Below are 15,754 nucleotides of genomic sequence, written 5' to 3' on the forward strand. Positions count from 1 at the left end.
GGCGACTCAAACCATATTGGTGCAAGGCCTGGGCGGCAAGCAAACTCAAGTCAATTCGCCAGTCCGCCGCCTTTTCGGGAGCCATCCATGTCCGCCGTGATCGACACCATCGAGACGCTGCTGGTCGACCTGCCGACCATCCGTCCGCACAAGCTCTCCATGACCACCATGGCCTGCCAGACGCTGGTGATCGTGCGCATGCGCCACTCCGATGGCATCGAGGGCATCGGCGAGGGCACCACCATCGGCGGCCTGAGTTATGGCCCGGAAAGTCCGGAAAGCATCAAGCGCAACATCGACTGCTACCTGGCGCCGCTGCTGGTCGGCCAGCCCTCGAGCAACCTCAATGCCCTGCGAGCCCGCATGCACACCCAGGTGCGCGGCAACACCATCGCCAAGTCGGCGCTCGAGACCGCACTGCTCGATGCCCAGGGCAAGCGGCTGGGGCTGTCGGTGGCCGAGCTGCTGGGCGGCGCGCGGCATGACCATCTGCCGGTGCTGTGGACCCTGGCCAGTGGCGATACCCGAAAGGACATCGACGAGGCCTTCCAGCGCCTCGACGACCGGCGGCATGGCGACTTCAAGCTCAAGATCGGTGCCAACGCCGTCGACGACGATGTCCGCCACGTGGCGGCGATCAAGGCGGCGCTGGGCGATCGTGCCAGCGTACGCGTCGACGTCAATCAGGCCTGGGACGAAGCCACCGCCGTGCGTGGCATCGCCGCACTGCAGGACGCCGGCATCGCCCTGGTCGAGCAGCCGATCCCGGCCCGCGAACATGCCGGGCTGGCCCGGCTGGCGCAGCGTTTCGTGGTGCCGATGCTCGCCGACGAAGCGGTGGCCGATGCCCGCGACGGCTTCAGCCTGGCGGCCGCCGGCTTCAGTGGCGCCGTCGCCCTGAAGATCGCCAAGGCCGGCGGCCCGCGCGGCGCGCTGGAGCTGGCCGGTGTCTCGCGGGCAGCGGGCATCGGCTTGTATGGCGGCACCATGCTCGAGGGCACCATCGGCACGGCCGCCGCGCTGCACGCCTGGGCGACCCTCGGCGAACTGACCTGGGGCACCGAGATGTTCGGCCCGCTGCTGCTCACCGACGACATCGTCACCGAGCCGCTGAACTATCACGAATTCGGCGTCGACCTGCCGCACGGGCCGGGGCTGGGCGTCGCCCTCGATGAAGACAAGCTGGGCTTCTACCGCCGCAAGGACGGCTGAAGTCGAATCGAACCCGGAGGATCACCGATGCTGTTCCACGTCGAAATGACCGTCAAGCTACCCCCCGACATGCCGGCCGAGCGTGCCGCCGAGATCAAGGCGACCGAAAAGGCCTATTCTCAGGACCTCCAGCGCCAGGGCAAGTGGCGCCACCTGTGGCGAGTGGCCGGCAGTTACTCGAACGTCAGCGTCTTCGATGTCGAGGACAACGCCGAACTCCAGGAGATCATCAGCGGCCTGCCGCTCTTCCCCTACATGGAAATCCACGTCAAGCCGCTGTGTCGCCATCCCTCGTCCGTGCGGGACGGCGATCACTGAGCACGCCCGCGCCAGCCCGAGTGCCCTGAAAGCCAAACCAAAAAGCCAGACCCATAAGGCATTACAACAACCGAGGAGCCAGACCATGTCAGTCAAGATTTTCGATACCCCCGAGGTCCAGGATTTCCTGAACGCCGTCAGCGGTTTCGACAAGCAAGGCGGTAACACGCGTGCCAAGCAGATCCTGCACCGCCTGGTCGCCGATCTTTACAAGCTGATCGACGACTTCGACGTCACCCCCGAGGAGTACTGGTCGGCGGTGAGCGTGCTCAACGCGCTGGGCGGCCAGACCCAGTTCGGTCTGCTCTCCCCGGGGCTCGGCTTCGATCACTATCTGGACATGCGCCAGGATGCCATCGACGCCGAGGCCCGGCGGACCGGCAGTACCCCGCGGACCATCGAGGGCCCGCTCTACGTGGCCGGCGCGCCGGAGACCGAGGGCTTCGCGCGCATGGACGACGGCAGCGACACCGCCGGCGAAGCGATGTGGCTGACCGGGCAGGTGCGTGACATCGACGGCAAGCCGGTCGCCGGGGCCAAGGTCGAGATCTGGCACGCCGATTCCAAGGGCAATTACTCGTTCTTCGACCCGAGTCAGAGCGAATACAACCTGCGCCGTACCATCATCACCGACGCCGAAGGCCGCTACACCGCGCGCAGCATAATCCCCTCCGGCTATGCGGTGCCGAACGGCAGCCCCACCGACCAGGTGCTCAAGCTGCTCGGTCGCCACGGCGAGCGTCCGGCGCACATCCACTACTTCATCTCCGCGCCGGGTCACCAGCACCTGACCACCCAGATCAATCTGGCCGGCGATCCCTATACCTTCGACGACTTCGCCTTCGCCACCCGCGAGGAACTGGTGATCCCCGCCCAGCGCATCGACGATCCCGGCGAAATCGCCCGGCGCGAGCTGGACGGGCCTTTCTCGGAGGTGGTGTTCGACATCGTGCTGGCCAGGACCGACGAGACCGCGTTGCAGAACCGTCATGCCCGCCCGCGCGCCAAGGAAGACGAGCAGGATCAGGCCAGCCAGCTGGCTAGTTCCGCCAAGGTGTGACCGGAACCCGCGCTGACGCCGGCGGGCCGCCTGCCGGTCCCGCCGGGCAGACTCGACAGCAACGAGGAGCATGACCATGAGTACACAGCTCGATCGTCTCGAAAGCCGCGTCCGCGGCGCCGTGGTCGACGACGCCGAGGCCGGAATCTACCGAGTGCATCGCAGCATCTTCACCGATCCCGAGTTCTTCGAACTGGAGATGAAACACGTCTTTGAGGGCAACTGGCTGTTCCTGGCCCACGAGAGCCAGATAGCCGAGCCGGGCGACTACATGACCGTGACCCTGGGTCGCCAGCCGGTGATCATCACTCGTGACAAGCAGGGCGAGCTGCATGCCCTGATCAATGCCTGTGCCCATCGCGGGGCTACGCTGTGCCGCAAGAAGCGTGGCAACAAGGGGACCTTCACCTGCCCGTTTCACGGCTGGACCTTCAAGAACGACGGCAAGCTGCTCAAGGCCAAGAACGAGAAGACCGGTGCCTACCCGGAGGGCTTCAAGCAGGAAGGTTCCCACGACCTCAAGCGGTTGCCGATGTTCGAGAACTACCGAGGATTCCTGTTCGGCAGCCTGAGTGCCGACGTGATGCCGCTGGCGGACTACCTGGGCGAGACGCGCAAGATCATCGACAACATCGTCGATCAGGCCCCGGAAGGGATCGAGATCCTGCGCGGCACCTCGTCGTATACCTTCAACGGCAACTGGAAGCTGGGTGCCGAGAATGGCGCCGACGGTTACCACGTCAGTTCGGTGCACTGGAACTACGCCTCGACCATGGAGCGACGCAACTACGATGCCGGCGGCACCAAGGCGGTGGACGCCAACGGCTGGTCGAAGAGCCTGGGTGGTTTCTACTCCTTCGATAACGGCCACATGATGCTGTGGACGCGGTTGCTCAATCCCGAGGTGCGTCCGGTCTACAACCAGAAGGACAAGCTCGAGGCCGAGCTCGGCGAGGCCCGCGCCGACTCGATCGTCAACCAGACCCGCAATCTCTGCCTGTATCCCAACGTCTATCTGATGGACCAGTTCTCGACCCAGATCCGGGTGATCCGCCCGCTGGCCGTGGACAAGAGCGAGGTGACCATCTACTGCTTCGCGCCCAGGGGCGAGTCCGCCGAGAACCGCGCGCTGCGTATTCGCCAGTACGAGGATTTCTTCAACGTCAGCGGCATGGGCACGCCGGACGACCTGGAGGAGTTCCGTGCCTGCCAGAACGGCTATCAAGGGCGAGACGCCGAGTGGAACGATCTGAGTCGCGGCGCCAGGCAGTGGATCGAGGGCGCCGACGACAACGCCAGGGCAATCGACATGAAACCGCTGCTCAGCGGGGCGTCTCCCGAGGACGAGGGCCTCTATGTGCTGCACCACCAGCACTGGGTCGAGGAGATGCTGCGTGCCATCGACAAGGAACGCAGCCGATTCATCCCGACTGCGTCGGCATCCTGAGGAGGGCACCACCATGCACATGAACTTTCTCGACATCCAGGCCTTTGTCCATCGCGAGGCACGCCTGCTCGACGACCGTCAGTGGGACGAATGGCTCGAATGCTACAGCAAGGACGTGGTGTTCTGGATGCCGGCCTGGGATGACGACGACCGGCTGACCGAGGATCCGCAGCGCGAGATATCGCTGATCTATTACCCCAACCGCGAGGGGCTCGAGGACCGCGTCTACCGGATCAAGACCGAGCGCAGCGGCGCGACCAGCATTCCCGAACCGCGTGTCACGCATCAGGTCTCCAACCTCGAGGTGCTCTCGCAGGAGGGCGGCAAGGTCGAGTTGCGCTTCAACTGGCACACCCTGAGCCACCGCTATCAGCAGACCAACCAGTTCTTCGGCACCTCCTTCTACACGCTGGACGTGTCGGGCGAGGCGCCGTTGATCGAGCGGAAAGTCGTCATTCTCAACAACGATTACATCCACCAGGTCATCGACATCTACCACATCTGAGCGTCGACCGGGTAGGAGGAGCACGACCATGAGCTACACCATTGCACTCAACTTCGAGGACGGCGTCACCCGTTTCATCGGCTGCAAGGACGGCGAGACCGTTCTCGATGCCGCCTACCGTCAGAAGGTCAACCTGCCGATGGACTGCTCCGACGGCGTCTGCGGTACCTGCAAGGGGCGGTGCGAGACGGGCGAATTCGACCTGGGCGACGAGTATCTGGAAGAGGCGCTTTCCGACGAGGAAGCGGACAATGGTCTGGTACTGACCTGCCAGATGGTGCCGTCCTCCGACTGCGTCATTCAGGTACCCATGGCTTCGGCCCTGTGCAAGACAGCGGTCGGTAAGGTCGAGGGCACCGTGGCCATGGTCGAGCCACTTTCCGAGGACAGCATCGAACTGGCTGTCGATCTGGACGAGGGTGCCGAGCTGGCCTTCCTGCCCGGTCAGTATGTGCATATCGACGTGCCGGGGGCCGGGGAGCATCGCTCCTACTCCTTCAGTTCCCGAGCTGGCGCCTCGCGGGCCACCTTCCTGATCCGTAACGTGCCCGGTGGCCTGATGAGCGGCTACCTCAGCAACCGCTGCCGAGCGGGCGAACGACTCACCTTGACCGGGCCGATGGGCAGCTTCTACCTGCGCGAGATCACCCGTCCAGTGCTGATGCTGGCCGGTGGCACCGGGCTGGCCCCCTTCCTTTCCATGCTCGAGAAGCTGGTGGAGCAGGGCTGCGCCCATCCGGTGCACCTGATCTACGGCGTCAACAAGGACGATCACCTGGTCAAGACCGACGTCCTGGACGTCTTCCAGGCGCAATTGTCGAGCTTCAGCTACACCACCGTGGTGGTCGACGAGGCGAGCGAGCATCCGCGCAAGGGCTACGTGACCCACCACATGGACGCCGAGGTGCTCCACGACGGCGATGTCGACGTCTACCTGTGCGGCCCGCCGCCGATGGTCGATGCGGTGCTCGAGCACTTCGACACGCAGGGCATCACTCCGCAGAGCTTCCACTACGAGAAGTTCACCCCCAACCAGGCCTCGGAGGAAGCGGCATGAAGCGTTTCCAGGACCAGGTGATGGTGGTCACCGGCGCCGCCCAGGGCATCGGGCGGCGGGTCGCCGAGCAGGCCGGGGCCGAGGGTGGGCGCCTGGTGCTGGTCGACCGCGCCGAGATCGTCGACGACGTCGTGGCGACGATCCGTGAGCAGGGCGGTGAGGCGATCGCCGTTCGGGCTGATCTCGAGACCTTCGCGGGGGCCGAGTCGGCGATGGGTGCCGCTCGTGAGCACTTCGGGCGTATCGACGTGCTGATCAACAATGTCGGCGGGGCGATCAACTTCAAGCCGTTCACCGAGTTCAGCGCCGACGAGATATCGGCCGAGATTCAGCGCTCGCTGATGCCCACGCTGTGGTGCTGTCGGGCGGTGCTGCCGACGATGGTCGCCCAGGGCGAGGGCGTGATCGTCAACGTCTCCTCGGCGGCGACCCGCGGCATCCACCGCATTCCCTACTCGGCGGCCAAGGGCGGCGTCAACGCCCTGACCGCCTCGCTGGCGTTCGAATATGCCGATGCCGGGATTCGCGTCGTCGCCACCGCACCGGGCGGCACCGAAGCGCCACCGCGCAGGATCTCGCGCGGTACGCCCGAAGCGCGCAGCGAGCAGGAGCGGGCCTGGTTCCAGGCGCATATCGACCAGACCCTGGCGAGCAGCCTGATGCATCGCTACGGCACCCTGGACGAGCAGGCGGCGCCGATCCTGTTCCTGGCTTCAAGTGAGGCCAGCTACATCACCGGCACGGTGGTGCCGGTGGCGGGCGGAGACAGCGGGTAACTCACGGGGCGAGTGCCCCGCGATTCGCTTCACGTCCGGCGGTGGCGGTTTCACCAACAACACCAACAAGACTGCCAGGAGTCGCACCTCATGCCACTGATTCAAGGCCCCCTGTTCGCACCACGGCGACCGGCGGCCAGGCATCTGGCGCCGCTGTTCCAAGGAGGTTCTCCATGACACTCACCAAGACTCCCGCCCGCCTTCGAGTCGGCATCGTCGGCGGCGGCATCGGCGGGGTGGCACTGGCCATCGGCCTGTCGCGCCACGCCGATCTCGACGTGACGCTGTTCGAGTCGGCGCCGGCGTTTTCCGAAATCGGCGCCGGCGTCTCGTTCGGCCCCAACGCGGTGCGCGCCATCGAACGCCTCGATCTGGGCGAGGCCTACCGCCGGGTGGCGGATGGCTCGCCGGCGCCGTTCGAGGACGTCTGGTTCGAATGGCGCCACGGCGCCGACGACCGCTACATCACCGCCACGCTGGCCCCGGGGTGCGGCCAGTCCTCGGTGCATCGCGCCGATTTCCTCGACAGCCTGGTGGCCTGCCTGCCCGAGGGTATCGCCCGGTTCGGCAAACGCTGTTGCGAGGTGACCCAGCGCGATGACGGCGTGCGCCTGTCGTTCAGCGATGGCACCCACGCCGAGTGCGACGTGGCGATCGGCTGCGACGGCATCAAGTCGGTACTGCGCGCCCATGTGCTGCCCGTCGAGAGCTACGGCGATACCGGGCCACGCTTCAGCGGCACCTACGCCTACCGGGGGCTGATCCCGCGCACGACGCTTGAAGCCGAGCTAACACGCCGGGGCGCTGATGCGCGGCTTGCCCGGGTGCCGCAGATGCTGCTGGGCCAGGACCGTCACATCCTGACCTTTCCGGTCAAGGAGGGCGAGGTGGTCAACGTGGTGGCGTTCGAGACCGACAGTGCCCAGCCCCGCCCCCGTGCCGCCGTGACGGATGCCTGGGTCGAGGAGGTGTCGCAAGCGCAGATGCTGGCTGCCTTTGCCGACTGGGGCGATGCGACGCAGGCGATTCTCGGCTGCATCGAAAAGCCCACGCGCTGGGCGTTGCACGACATCGCACCGCTGTCGCACTACCACCGTGGGCGGGTGCTGCTGATCGGCGATGCCGCCCACGCGATGCTGCCGCATCAGGGCGCCGGCGCCGGTCAGGCGCTGGAAGATGCCTGGGTGCTGAGCGAGCTGCTGGGCGATACCGCCTGTGACCGGGATGGGGTCAGCGCGGTACTGGCCGAGTTCGACAGGGTGCGCCGCCCGCACGCGAGCGAGGTGCAGCGGACCTCGTTCGAGGCCGGCGAACTCTACGAACGGCGCGGGCCCTGGCGTGACTGCGAGGATGCCGTGCTCGCCCGCGAGCTGGAAAGGCGCTTCGACTGGCTGTGGTCCGCCGACCCGCAGCGCGCCATCGCCGAGATCCAGACCGCATTGTCGGGAGACCGCATCGTCACTCCTGCCACCACGGAACGAGACCATGACTGACGGGCCCTTGCGGGACTCATCACGCAGAAACGGGCGTCGGTCTATCGGGGCCGGGTCGACGGCGTGGCTCGATGTCTCCTATCGCCATGGCTCGATCCGGTGCGAGAGGCGCCGGTAACGACATAGTCATCCTGATACCAACAACAATCCCTGGAGCACACCGTGAAACATATCGAAAAAGGCATCAGTCTGCGCCACGCACCTGCCGACTTCGTTCGCGATCTCGACGTCGACAATGTCAGCGCGGGTATCGTCGCCGGTATCTTCGGCATCAGCGCCAGCGTGATTCATATTGGCGCCGGAACCGCCGCCGGGCTCGATCCGCAGTTCATCATGATCTGGGTCATCGCCTACCTGTTGATCAACGGCCTGTTCGGACTGGTCATGCCTGCCTACTACCGCCTGCCGCTGCCGATGGCCAACTCCATTCCCGGCGCGCTGCTGTTCGCGGCGATCGTCCCGGTGGTCGGTTTGGAGGCGGCGCTGGGAGCCTCGCTGATCGCCGGGGCCATCTCGCTGGTGGCCGGGCTGGCCGGGGTGATGGGGATCGTCATGAAGCTGATTCCCATGCCCATCGTCATGGGCATGGTCGGGGGTATCCTGCTCAAGTTCGGCCTCAACATGGTCGCGCCGCTGGAGAACGCCATCCTGCCGGCGGCGATCATGATCCTGGCCTTCTTCCTGTCGGCGCGATTCCTGCGTCGGGTACCGCCGCTGATTGTGGCCATGCTGGCCGGTATCGCCTACATGGCCGTTACTGGCATCGACTTTTCGGGTGTGGAATTCTCGGTGGCCTTCCCCGAATTCGTCGTGCCCACCTTCACGCTGGAGGCCTTCCTCGCCTACGGGTTGCCGTTGGCACTGATTCTGGTGGGCATGGAGACGCCGGCCGGCGTGGGGCTGGTCAAGGGCATGGGCTACAAGCAGGTGCCGGCCAATGCCATCACTGCGGTAGGCGGCTTCGCGACGATGATCTCGTCGTTCTTCAACCTGCACAGTACCTGCATCGCGGCGCCGATGACCGGCATCTGCTCCTCGCCCGAGGCCGGCAAGGCGGACAAGCGCTGGGTGGCGGCGGTGATCGCCGGTGCGATCTTCGTGGCGGGCGCACCCTTCTATGGCTTCGTGATCAGCCTGATCGAGGCCATGCCCTCCTACTTCGTGGCCATTGTCGCCGGTCTGGCCCTGCTCAAGGTGATCACCTCGGCGATGTACATGACCTTCTCCGGCAAGCATGAAATGGGCGGGCTTTTCGCTTTCCTGATCGCCGCCTCGGGGCTGCAGATCCTGGGGATTGGCGCATCCTTCTGGGCGCTGGTGCTGGGGGTATTCATCTCGCTGATCTTCGAGACCAGGGACTTCGAGTTCATTCGTCGGATCGCCAACGAGCCCACGGCGTAGTCGCGGCCTCTGTCAGACGTTCGAGATCCTCCAAGGGTCCGCAGGTGCCCCAGGCAGTGCGGGCCTTTTTGCCTTTCCATTGCAGCCGGCCGGACCATGGCACGCGTGTCAGGGGCCGGCCTCTTGACCAGACGGGGAGACGTTGATGTTCAAGGATTGGTCGATTTCTGCCATCACCGCCGGTTTCCTGGCGGTGCTGATCTCCTATTCCGGGCCGTTGGCGATCTTCTTCCAGGCGGCGCAGAGTGCCGATGTCTCGCCGGCGATGATGACCTCCTGGGTATGGGCGATCTCGATGGGCGCGGCGGTCGCCGGGATCCTGCTCAGCGTCTGGCTGAAGGTCCCGGTGATTACCGCCTGGTCGGCGCCCGGCACCGCGCTGCTGGTGACGCTGTTTCCGGGGTTGTCGCTCAACGAGGCGGTGGGCGCCTACCTCGTCGCGGCGGCGCTGACGGTGGTGATCGGCATCACCGGCACCTTCGATCGCCTGGTGGCACTGATTCCCCGGGGCATCGCCGCCGGGATGATGGCCGGCATCCTCTTCCAGTTCGGCGTCGGCGCCTTCCAGTCCATCGAGTCGACCCCGTGGCTGGCGCTGGGCATGCTCGTCGCCTATCTGGCGTTCAAGCGTGTGGCGCCGCGCTACTGCCTGATCCTGCTGCTGGTCACCGGCATCCTGCTGGCGATGGGACTGGAAGACGCCTCGCTGACCGGGGTGCACTGGCAACTGGCCACGCCGCAATGGATCACGCCCGAGTGGAGCTGGCACGCCGTGCTGAGCCTGGCGTTGCCGCTGGTGCTGGTCAGCCTCACCGGGCAGTTCCTGCCGGGCATGGCGATCCTGCGCGGGGCGGGCTACACCACCCGCGCCCGGCCGATCGTCACCGTGGCGGGCCTGGTCTCGCTGCCCACGGCGCTGTTCGGTGGGGTGACAACCGTGGTCGCGGCGATCACCGCGGCGATCTGTACCGGCGAGGACGCCCACACCGACCCGGGCCGGCGCTATGTGGCGGGCATCGCCAACGGCGTGTTCTACCTGTTCGGCGCGCTCTTCGCCGGGTCCATCGTGGCGCTGTTCAGCGCCCTGCCGGCGGCCTTCGTCGCGGTGCTGGCTGGGCTCGCGCTGATCGGCGCGATCGCCAGCAACCTGGTCGCCGCGGTCGAGGATGTCGCGCACCGCGAGGCCGCGGTGATCACCTTCCTGGCGACCGCCTCGGGGATGAGTCTGCTGGGGCTGGGCTCGGCGTTCTGGGGCGTGGTGATCGGCATGATCGCGCATGGCTTGCTGCACTATCGCCCCGCCCGGACCACGGGCGAGGGGCGCCCGGCACCCGCTACGAGCTTGCGGGCCGGCGAGACACGCGATTGAGCGCGTCGGCGGTGGACGGTTGGGCAGGGCGCCCAGTTACCACGCCCATGAGTGGCGTAACTACTGCAGCGAGCGCCGCAGGCGCGCCAGGGCGGCGAGGAAGAAAGTCGCGCCGATGCCGGCCAGGGCGAGCAGTTGCGGCCAGATCACCGCCAGGCCGGCGCCGCGGAACAGCACCGCCTGGGCCAGGATCACGAAGTGGGTGGTGGGGGCGACGAGCATCACCCGCTGGACGAATTCGGGCATGCTCTCGCGGGGCGACATGCCGCCGGAGAGTATTTCCAGCGGGATCAGCACCAGAATGATCAACAGCCCCAACTGTGGCATCGAGCGCGCCAGGGTGGCGAAGAAGATGCCCATCGAGGTGGTCGCGAACAGCAGCAAGGCGGCACCGACGATGAATAGCGCCAGCGAGCCCTGCAGCGGAACCGCCAGCCAGCCCTCGACGACGGCGATCAACGAGACCAGCGCGGCGACGAGCACCACCGCGGCCATCGAGCCGACCTTGGCGAGCATGATTTCCAGCGGCGTCACCGGCATCACCAGCAGGTGCTCCAGGGTGCCGTGTTCGCGCTCGCGGATCAGCGCGGCGCCGGTGAGGATGATCGACAGCAGGGTGATCTGGTTGACGACCTCGTTGATGGCGCCGAACCAGGCACGGGTCAGGTTGGGGTTGAAGGCGTTGCGGACCACCAGCTCGACCGGCGCGGCGGCGTCTTGCCGGTAGCGCTGCACGAAGGTCCGCGTCTCGTCGTCGAGAATCTGCCGGATGTAGCCGGCGCCGGTGAAGGCCTGACTGATCTGGGTGGCATCGACGTTGAGCTGCACGGTGGGCGACTCGCCGGCCAGCAGGTCCTGCTGGAAGTCGGGTGGAATGACCAGGGTGAAGGTGTAGCGGCCGTCGTCCATGCCACGGTCCATCGCGGTCAGGTCGATTCGCTCGGGCGGCAGGAAGTAGGGCAACTGGAAGGCGTTGAGCAGGCGCTGCGAGGCCTGCGACTGGTCTTCGTCGACCACCGCCAGGGTGGCCCGGTGCGGCGCCTCGGGGACGCCGGTGGCGCTGGCGTAGATGCCCAGGGTGAAGGCGTAGACGATCAGCAGCAGCAGCGCCGGGTCGCGATAGAGACTGCGCAGTTCCTTGAGGCCGAGCTGCAGGACGTTGGCGAGGCGTGGCATGTCAGCGCTCCTGCTTGCGCAGGCCGGCCACCGCCAGGGCGAGCAGTACCGGCAGGGTGGCCGCCAGGGCGATGAAGTGCGGGGCGAGCGCCGTGAGCCCCAGCGACTTGGCGAAGACGCCGCGGCTGATGGTCAGGAAGTGGCTGGTCGGGTAGATCGCGCCGATGAGCGCCGCGCCGCCTTCCAGGGCCGCGACCGGATGCAGGAAGCCCGAGAACTGGATCGCCGGTACCAGCGTGGCGATGGCGGTGCCGAAGATCGCCGCGATCTGGCTGCGCAACAGGGTCGACAGCGCCAGCCCCATGGCCGTGGCGCAGGCGATGTAGAGCAGCGCGCCGAGCGCCAGGACCAGCAGGTTGCCCTTGAGCGTCACGCCGAAGCCCCATACCGCGATGGCCACCAGGGTGACGAAGTTGAGCATGCCCAGCGCCACGTAGGGCAACTGCTTGCCGAGCAAGAATTCCAGGCGGGTGACCGGGGTGACGTAGAAATTGACGATCGAGCCCAGTTCCTTCTCGCGCACCACGCCGAGCGCGGTGAGCATCGCCGGAATCAGCATCAGCAGCAGCGGAATCACCGCCGGGACCATCGCCGGCAGGCTTTCGACCTCGGGGTTGTAGCGATAGCGCACGGCGACGTCGAGCGGCGAAGCGACCGCCTGGCCGCTGTCGCGGGCGAGCTGGCGCAGGTAGTCGCCGTGAATGCCCTGCACATAGCCCTGGATGGTATCGGCGCGCATCGGCATCGAGCCGTCGATCCACACCCCGATCCGGGGGGCATCGCCACGCTTGAGGTCGCGCCCGAAGTCGGGAGGGATCTCGACGGCCAGGCTCAATTCGCCGCTCTTCATGCGCGCCGCCAGTTCGGTGGCGCTGTGCAGGGGCGGGCGCTCGACGAAGTAGCGCGAGCCGGCGAGGTTCAGCGCATAGGCCTGGCTGGTGGTGGTCCGGTCGTGGTCGAGTACCGCGTAGCGCAGGTTCTCGACATCCAGGCTGATGCCGTAGCCCATGATCAGCAGTAGCAGCAGGCTGCCGACCAGCGCCAGGGTGGCGCGAATCGGGTCGCGCTCGAGCTCCTTGGCCTCGCGCCGGGTATAGCTGAGCAGGCGGCGCACACTGAACCGGGCCTGGGGCGGCCGGGCCGACGCCACCGGCGTGTCCGCCATCGGCGGCGTTGTCGCGGGGGCGGAGTCGTCGCTCTGGGCCTCGCGCAGCCAGGCGATGAAGGCGGCTTCCAGGCTGTCCAGGCCGCTGGCCTCGATCAGCCGCTGCGGGCTGTCGCTGGCCAGCACCCGGCCGGCATGCATCAGCGAGATACGGTCGCAGCGCAGGGCCTCGTTCATGAAGTGGGTGGCGACGAAGATCGTCACCCCCTCCTGGCGCGAGAGTTCGACCAGCAGCGCCCAGAAGTCGTCGCGGGCCACCGGGTCGACCCCCGAGGTGGGCTCGTCGAGGATCAGGATCTCGGGGCGGTGGATCACCGCCACGGCCAGCGACAGACGCTGGCGAACGCCCAGCGGCAGGCTGGTGGGCAACTGGTCGACCACGCCGCCGAGTTCGAAACGCGCGAGCAGTTCGGCGATGCGCGCTTCGCGCGAGTCTTCGGGCAACTGGAACAGCCGGGCGTGCAGATCCAGGTTCTGGCGCACCGTCAGTTCGGCGTAGAGCGAGAAGCCCTGCGACATGTAGCCGACCCGGCGACGGGTATCGGTATCCTGCGGGTCCACCGCGCGGCCGAACAGTCGCGCTTCGCCGTCGCTCGCCGGCAGCAGGCCGGTGAGCATCTTCATGGTGGTGCTCTTGCCGCAGCCATTGGAACCCAGGAAGCCGAAGATCTCGCCACGCTCGATGCGGAAGTCGACGTGATCGACGGCGGTGAAGTCACCGAAGCGCCGCGTCAGCTGGTGGGCCTCGATGGCGACCTCGCCGCTGTTGGTGCGCGGCGGGATCACCAGCTCGTGGTGGCCGCGTCGCCGGGATTCCGGCAGCAGGGCGATGAAGGCGGCTTCCAGCGTCTCGCTGCGGGTACGCTCGAGCAGTTCGGCGGGGCTGCCGGTGGCCAGCACCCGGCCAGCGTCCATGGCGATCAGGTGGTCGAAGCGCGCCGCCTCGTCCATGTAGGCGGTGGCGACGATCACGCTCATCGCCGGGCGCTGGTCGCGGATGCGTGCGATCAGCTCCCAGAACTGCACCCGCGAGAGCGGATCGACGCCGGTGGTGGGCTCGTCGAGGATCAGCAGGTCGGGGTCGTGGATCAGCGCGCAGCACAGGCCGAGCTTCTGCTTCATGCCCCCGGAGAGCTGGCCCGCCGGGCGCTCGGTGAAACGTTCGAGACCGGTACTGCGGGTCAGTTCGTCGATGCGCCGCTGGCGCTCGGCGGCGTCCTGGCCGAACAGCCGGCCGAAGAATTCGAGATTCTCGGCCACCGTCAGGGTCGCGTAGAGATTCCGGCCCAGCCCCTGGGGCATGTAGGCGATGCGCTGGCAACTAGCGCGGCGGTGGCCGGCATCGGCCATGTCGCCGTCGAGGACCGTGACCGTGCCCTGCTGGATGCGCCGGGCCCCGGCGATCAAGGCCAGCAGGCTCGACTTGCCCACGCCGTCGGGGCCGATCAATCCGACCATGCCGCGCGCCGGAATGGCGAGATCCAGCGCGTCCAGTGCCGTGGTATCGCCGTAATGCAGGCTGACGCCGTGCAGACGGGCCACGCTGGGGGCGGCGTCGCTCATGGTGCGACGTTGACTCTCAGGTTCTCGGGCCACTCGACGTCGTCATCGAGCTTGAGATAGGCCATGCCCGGCAGCCCGGTCTTGACCTTGTCGATGTGGGCCCGGAGCAGCGCCGGGTCGATGCGCGCCTTGACCCGGAACATCAGCTTTTCGCGCTCGCTCTGGGTTTCCACCGTCTTGGGCGTGAACTGGGCGACGCTGGCGACGTAGCTGACCCGCGCGGGAATCACGTACTGCGGCGCGGCGTCGAGTATCAGATGGACCGCGTCGCCGAGCCCCACCCGGCCGGCCTGACGCTCGGGCAGGAAGAAGGTCATGTAGACGTCGGTGAGATCGACCAGGTTGACGACCTTGCCACCGGCGGGGAGCACCTCGCCCGGTTCGACGATGCGGTATTGCACCCGGGCGTTGCGATCCGCGGTGAGCCGGCTGTCGTCGATGTCGACCTGCAACTGCGCGACCGCGGCCCGGGCGGCTTCCACGGCGGATTCCGCCTCGGTGGTCTGGGAGTGGGCGGCGCGGATCGCCGCCTCGCTGGAGCGTACCTGGGCGTTGGCCGCGGCGCGTGCCGCGAGTGCGCTCTGCCAGGCGGCGTAGTCGTCGTCGAGCTGCTGACGCGACAGGGCATTGCGCTCGACCAGCGTCCGGGTGCGCCGGTAGCGCTTCTCGGCCGCGGTCGCTTCCGCCTCGCGCTGGTGTACCACCGCCTCGGCGGTGGCCTTCTCGCTGTCGCGCTGGGCGATCAGCGAGCGGGCGGTTTCCAGGGCGTTCTCGGCCTGGCGGACCTGCGCCCGGGCCTGGGCCAGCCGCGCCTCGAGTGGCTGGGTATCCATGCGGGCCAGCACCTGACCCGGCTCGACGAAGTCGCCCTCGGCGACATCGATCGCCGCGACGCGGCCGCCCAGTCGGGTCGCCACGTCGATCTCGGTGGCCTCGATACGCCCGTTGCCGCTGGCGAAGCCATCGCCCAGGCCGTCGGGGCGCAGCGCCGTCCAGGCCAGCAGGGCGACGGCGGCCACGATGGCGACGACGACCAGGCCGCGGACGAGGCGCTTGCGGAGTTCCTGGGACATGGCTGGTATCCTGACGATGACGAGAGAGAAGCGGTGCGCCCATTATCCGTTACCGGCGCGGCGATGATGTGACATGCATCAACGAATGGTGGATCGTGTTGCCTGGCGGCGGTGATGGCGCGGGAGCCGTGCGGGGGAG

The 15,754-nt window shown here is 67.1% G+C and carries 13 protein-coding genes; 10 read left to right on the forward strand and 3 right to left on the reverse strand.

Annotated elements, in window-relative coordinates; translation table 11 throughout:
* Window positions 1–87: 87 nt before the first annotated feature.
* The 10 genes from KGR00_RS01410 to KGR00_RS01455 all read left to right on the forward strand — a co-directional run bounded on the left by KGR00_RS01410 (window position 88) and on the right by KGR00_RS01455 (window position 10,638).
* Complete coding sequence (locus tag KGR00_RS01410; protein WP_224417973.1) at window positions 88–1,212, forward strand: muconate/chloromuconate family cycloisomerase; 1,125 nt, start codon at window positions 88–90, stop codon at window positions 1,210–1,212.
* A gap of 27 nt (window positions 1,213–1,239) precedes the next feature.
* Window positions 1,240–1,530 carry a muconolactone Delta-isomerase gene (gene catC / locus KGR00_RS01415; protein ID WP_224417972.1) on the forward strand — a complete coding sequence of 97 codons (291 nt, stop codon included), beginning with the start codon at window positions 1,240–1,242 and terminating at the stop codon, window positions 1,528–1,530.
* Window positions 1,531–1,615: 85 nt separating this feature from the next.
* Window positions 1,616–2,590, forward strand: a complete 975-nt coding sequence (catA, locus tag KGR00_RS01420; RefSeq protein WP_224417971.1) for a catechol 1,2-dioxygenase — start codon at window positions 1,616–1,618, stop codon at window positions 2,588–2,590.
* Window positions 2,591–2,666: 76 nt separating this feature from the next.
* Entirely contained in the window at window positions 2,667–4,037 is a 1,371-nt protein-coding gene (locus KGR00_RS01425; protein ID WP_224417970.1) for a Rieske 2Fe-2S domain-containing protein, read from the forward strand.
* Window positions 4,038–4,050: 13 nt separating this feature from the next.
* Window positions 4,051–4,542, forward strand: a complete 492-nt coding sequence (gene benB / locus KGR00_RS01430; RefSeq protein WP_224417969.1) for a benzoate 1,2-dioxygenase small subunit — start codon at window positions 4,051–4,053, stop codon at window positions 4,540–4,542.
* 28 nt (window positions 4,543–4,570) lie between these two features.
* Window positions 4,571–5,599 carry a benzoate 1,2-dioxygenase electron transfer component BenC gene (gene benC / locus KGR00_RS01435; protein WP_224417968.1) on the forward strand — a complete coding sequence of 343 codons (1,029 nt, stop codon included), beginning with the start codon at window positions 4,571–4,573 and terminating at the stop codon, window positions 5,597–5,599.
* Window positions 5,596–6,375 (forward strand): benzoate diol dehydrogenase BenD, encoded by a 780-nt coding sequence (benD, locus tag KGR00_RS01440; RefSeq protein WP_224417967.1) that lies wholly within the window; start codon window positions 5,596–5,598, stop codon window positions 6,373–6,375. The genes benC and benD overlap by 4 nt, the downstream gene beginning before the upstream one ends.
* 173 nt (window positions 6,376–6,548) lie before the next feature.
* Window positions 6,549–7,868: a salicylate 1-monooxygenase gene (salA, locus tag KGR00_RS01445; protein ID WP_224417966.1), complete on the forward strand. Its 1,320-nt coding sequence runs from the start codon at window positions 6,549–6,551 to the stop codon at window positions 7,866–7,868.
* A 162-nt stretch (window positions 7,869–8,030) separates the two neighbouring features.
* Window positions 8,031–9,269 (forward strand): benzoate/H(+) symporter BenE family transporter, encoded by a 1,239-nt coding sequence (locus tag KGR00_RS01450; RefSeq protein ID WP_224417965.1) that lies wholly within the window; start codon window positions 8,031–8,033, stop codon window positions 9,267–9,269.
* A 145-nt stretch (window positions 9,270–9,414) separates the two neighbouring features.
* Window positions 9,415–10,638, forward strand: a complete 1,224-nt coding sequence (locus tag KGR00_RS01455) for a benzoate/H(+) symporter BenE family transporter (protein ID WP_224417964.1) — start codon at window positions 9,415–9,417, stop codon at window positions 10,636–10,638.
* A 60-nt stretch (window positions 10,639–10,698) separates the two neighbouring features.
* Here the strand turns inward: KGR00_RS01455 and KGR00_RS01460 are convergent, their stop codons facing one another.
* Genes KGR00_RS01460 through KGR00_RS01470 form a run of 3 tightly spaced genes read right to left on the reverse strand, consistent with a single transcriptional unit; the run spans window position 10,699 to window position 15,615 of the window.
* Window positions 10,699–11,814, reverse strand: coding sequence for an ABC transporter permease (locus KGR00_RS01460; protein WP_224417963.1), 1,116 nt, complete (start codon window positions 11,812–11,814; stop codon window positions 10,699–10,701).
* 1 nt (window position 11,815) lies between these two features.
* Window positions 11,816–14,542, reverse strand: coding sequence for a ribosome-associated ATPase/putative transporter RbbA (rbbA, locus tag KGR00_RS01465; RefSeq protein ID WP_224417962.1), 2,727 nt, complete (start codon window positions 14,540–14,542; stop codon window positions 11,816–11,818).
* Entirely contained in the window at window positions 14,539–15,615 is a 1,077-nt protein-coding gene (locus KGR00_RS01470) for an HlyD family efflux transporter periplasmic adaptor subunit (protein WP_224417961.1), read from the reverse strand. Before KGR00_RS01470 ends, rbbA begins: the two co-directional genes overlap by 4 nt.
* Between the last annotated feature and the right edge of the window lie 139 nt (window positions 15,616–15,754).

The organism is Modicisalibacter sp. MOD 31.J (assembly GCF_020147985.1).
GTDB lineage: Bacteria > Pseudomonadota > Gammaproteobacteria > Pseudomonadales > Halomonadaceae > Modicisalibacter > Modicisalibacter coralii.

What these genes read in the sequence shown, in the direction of transcription:
- KGR00_RS01410 (WP_224417973.1), top strand. Translation starts at nt 88, where the DNA reads ATGTCCGCCGTGATCGACACCATCGAGACGCTGCTGGTCGACCTGCCG.
- catC (WP_224417972.1), top strand. Translation starts at nt 1,240, where the DNA reads ATGCTGTTCCACGTCGAAATGACCGTCAAGCTACCCCCCGACATGCCG.
- catA (WP_224417971.1), top strand. Translation starts at nt 1,616, where the DNA reads ATGTCAGTCAAGATTTTCGATACCCCCGAGGTCCAGGATTTCCTGAAC.
- KGR00_RS01425 (WP_224417970.1), top strand. Translation starts at nt 2,667, where the DNA reads ATGAGTACACAGCTCGATCGTCTCGAAAGCCGCGTCCGCGGCGCCGTG.
- benB (WP_224417969.1), top strand. Translation starts at nt 4,051, where the DNA reads ATGCACATGAACTTTCTCGACATCCAGGCCTTTGTCCATCGCGAGGCA.
- benC (WP_224417968.1), top strand. Translation starts at nt 4,571, where the DNA reads ATGAGCTACACCATTGCACTCAACTTCGAGGACGGCGTCACCCGTTTC.
- benD (WP_224417967.1), top strand. Translation starts at nt 5,596, where the DNA reads ATGAAGCGTTTCCAGGACCAGGTGATGGTGGTCACCGGCGCCGCCCAG.
- salA (WP_224417966.1), top strand. Translation starts at nt 6,549, where the DNA reads ATGACACTCACCAAGACTCCCGCCCGCCTTCGAGTCGGCATCGTCGGC.
- KGR00_RS01455 (WP_224417964.1), top strand. Translation starts at nt 9,415, where the DNA reads ATGTTCAAGGATTGGTCGATTTCTGCCATCACCGCCGGTTTCCTGGCG.
- KGR00_RS01460 (WP_224417963.1), bottom strand. Translation starts at nt 11,814, where the DNA reads ATGCCACGCCTCGCCAACGTCCTGCAGCTCGGCCTCAAGGAACTGCGC.
- rbbA (WP_224417962.1), bottom strand. Translation starts at nt 14,542, where the DNA reads ATGAGCGACGCCGCCCCCAGCGTGGCCCGTCTGCACGGCGTCAGCCTG.
- KGR00_RS01470 (WP_224417961.1), bottom strand. Translation starts at nt 15,615, where the DNA reads ATGTCCCAGGAACTCCGCAAGCGCCTCGTCCGCGGCCTGGTCGTCGTC.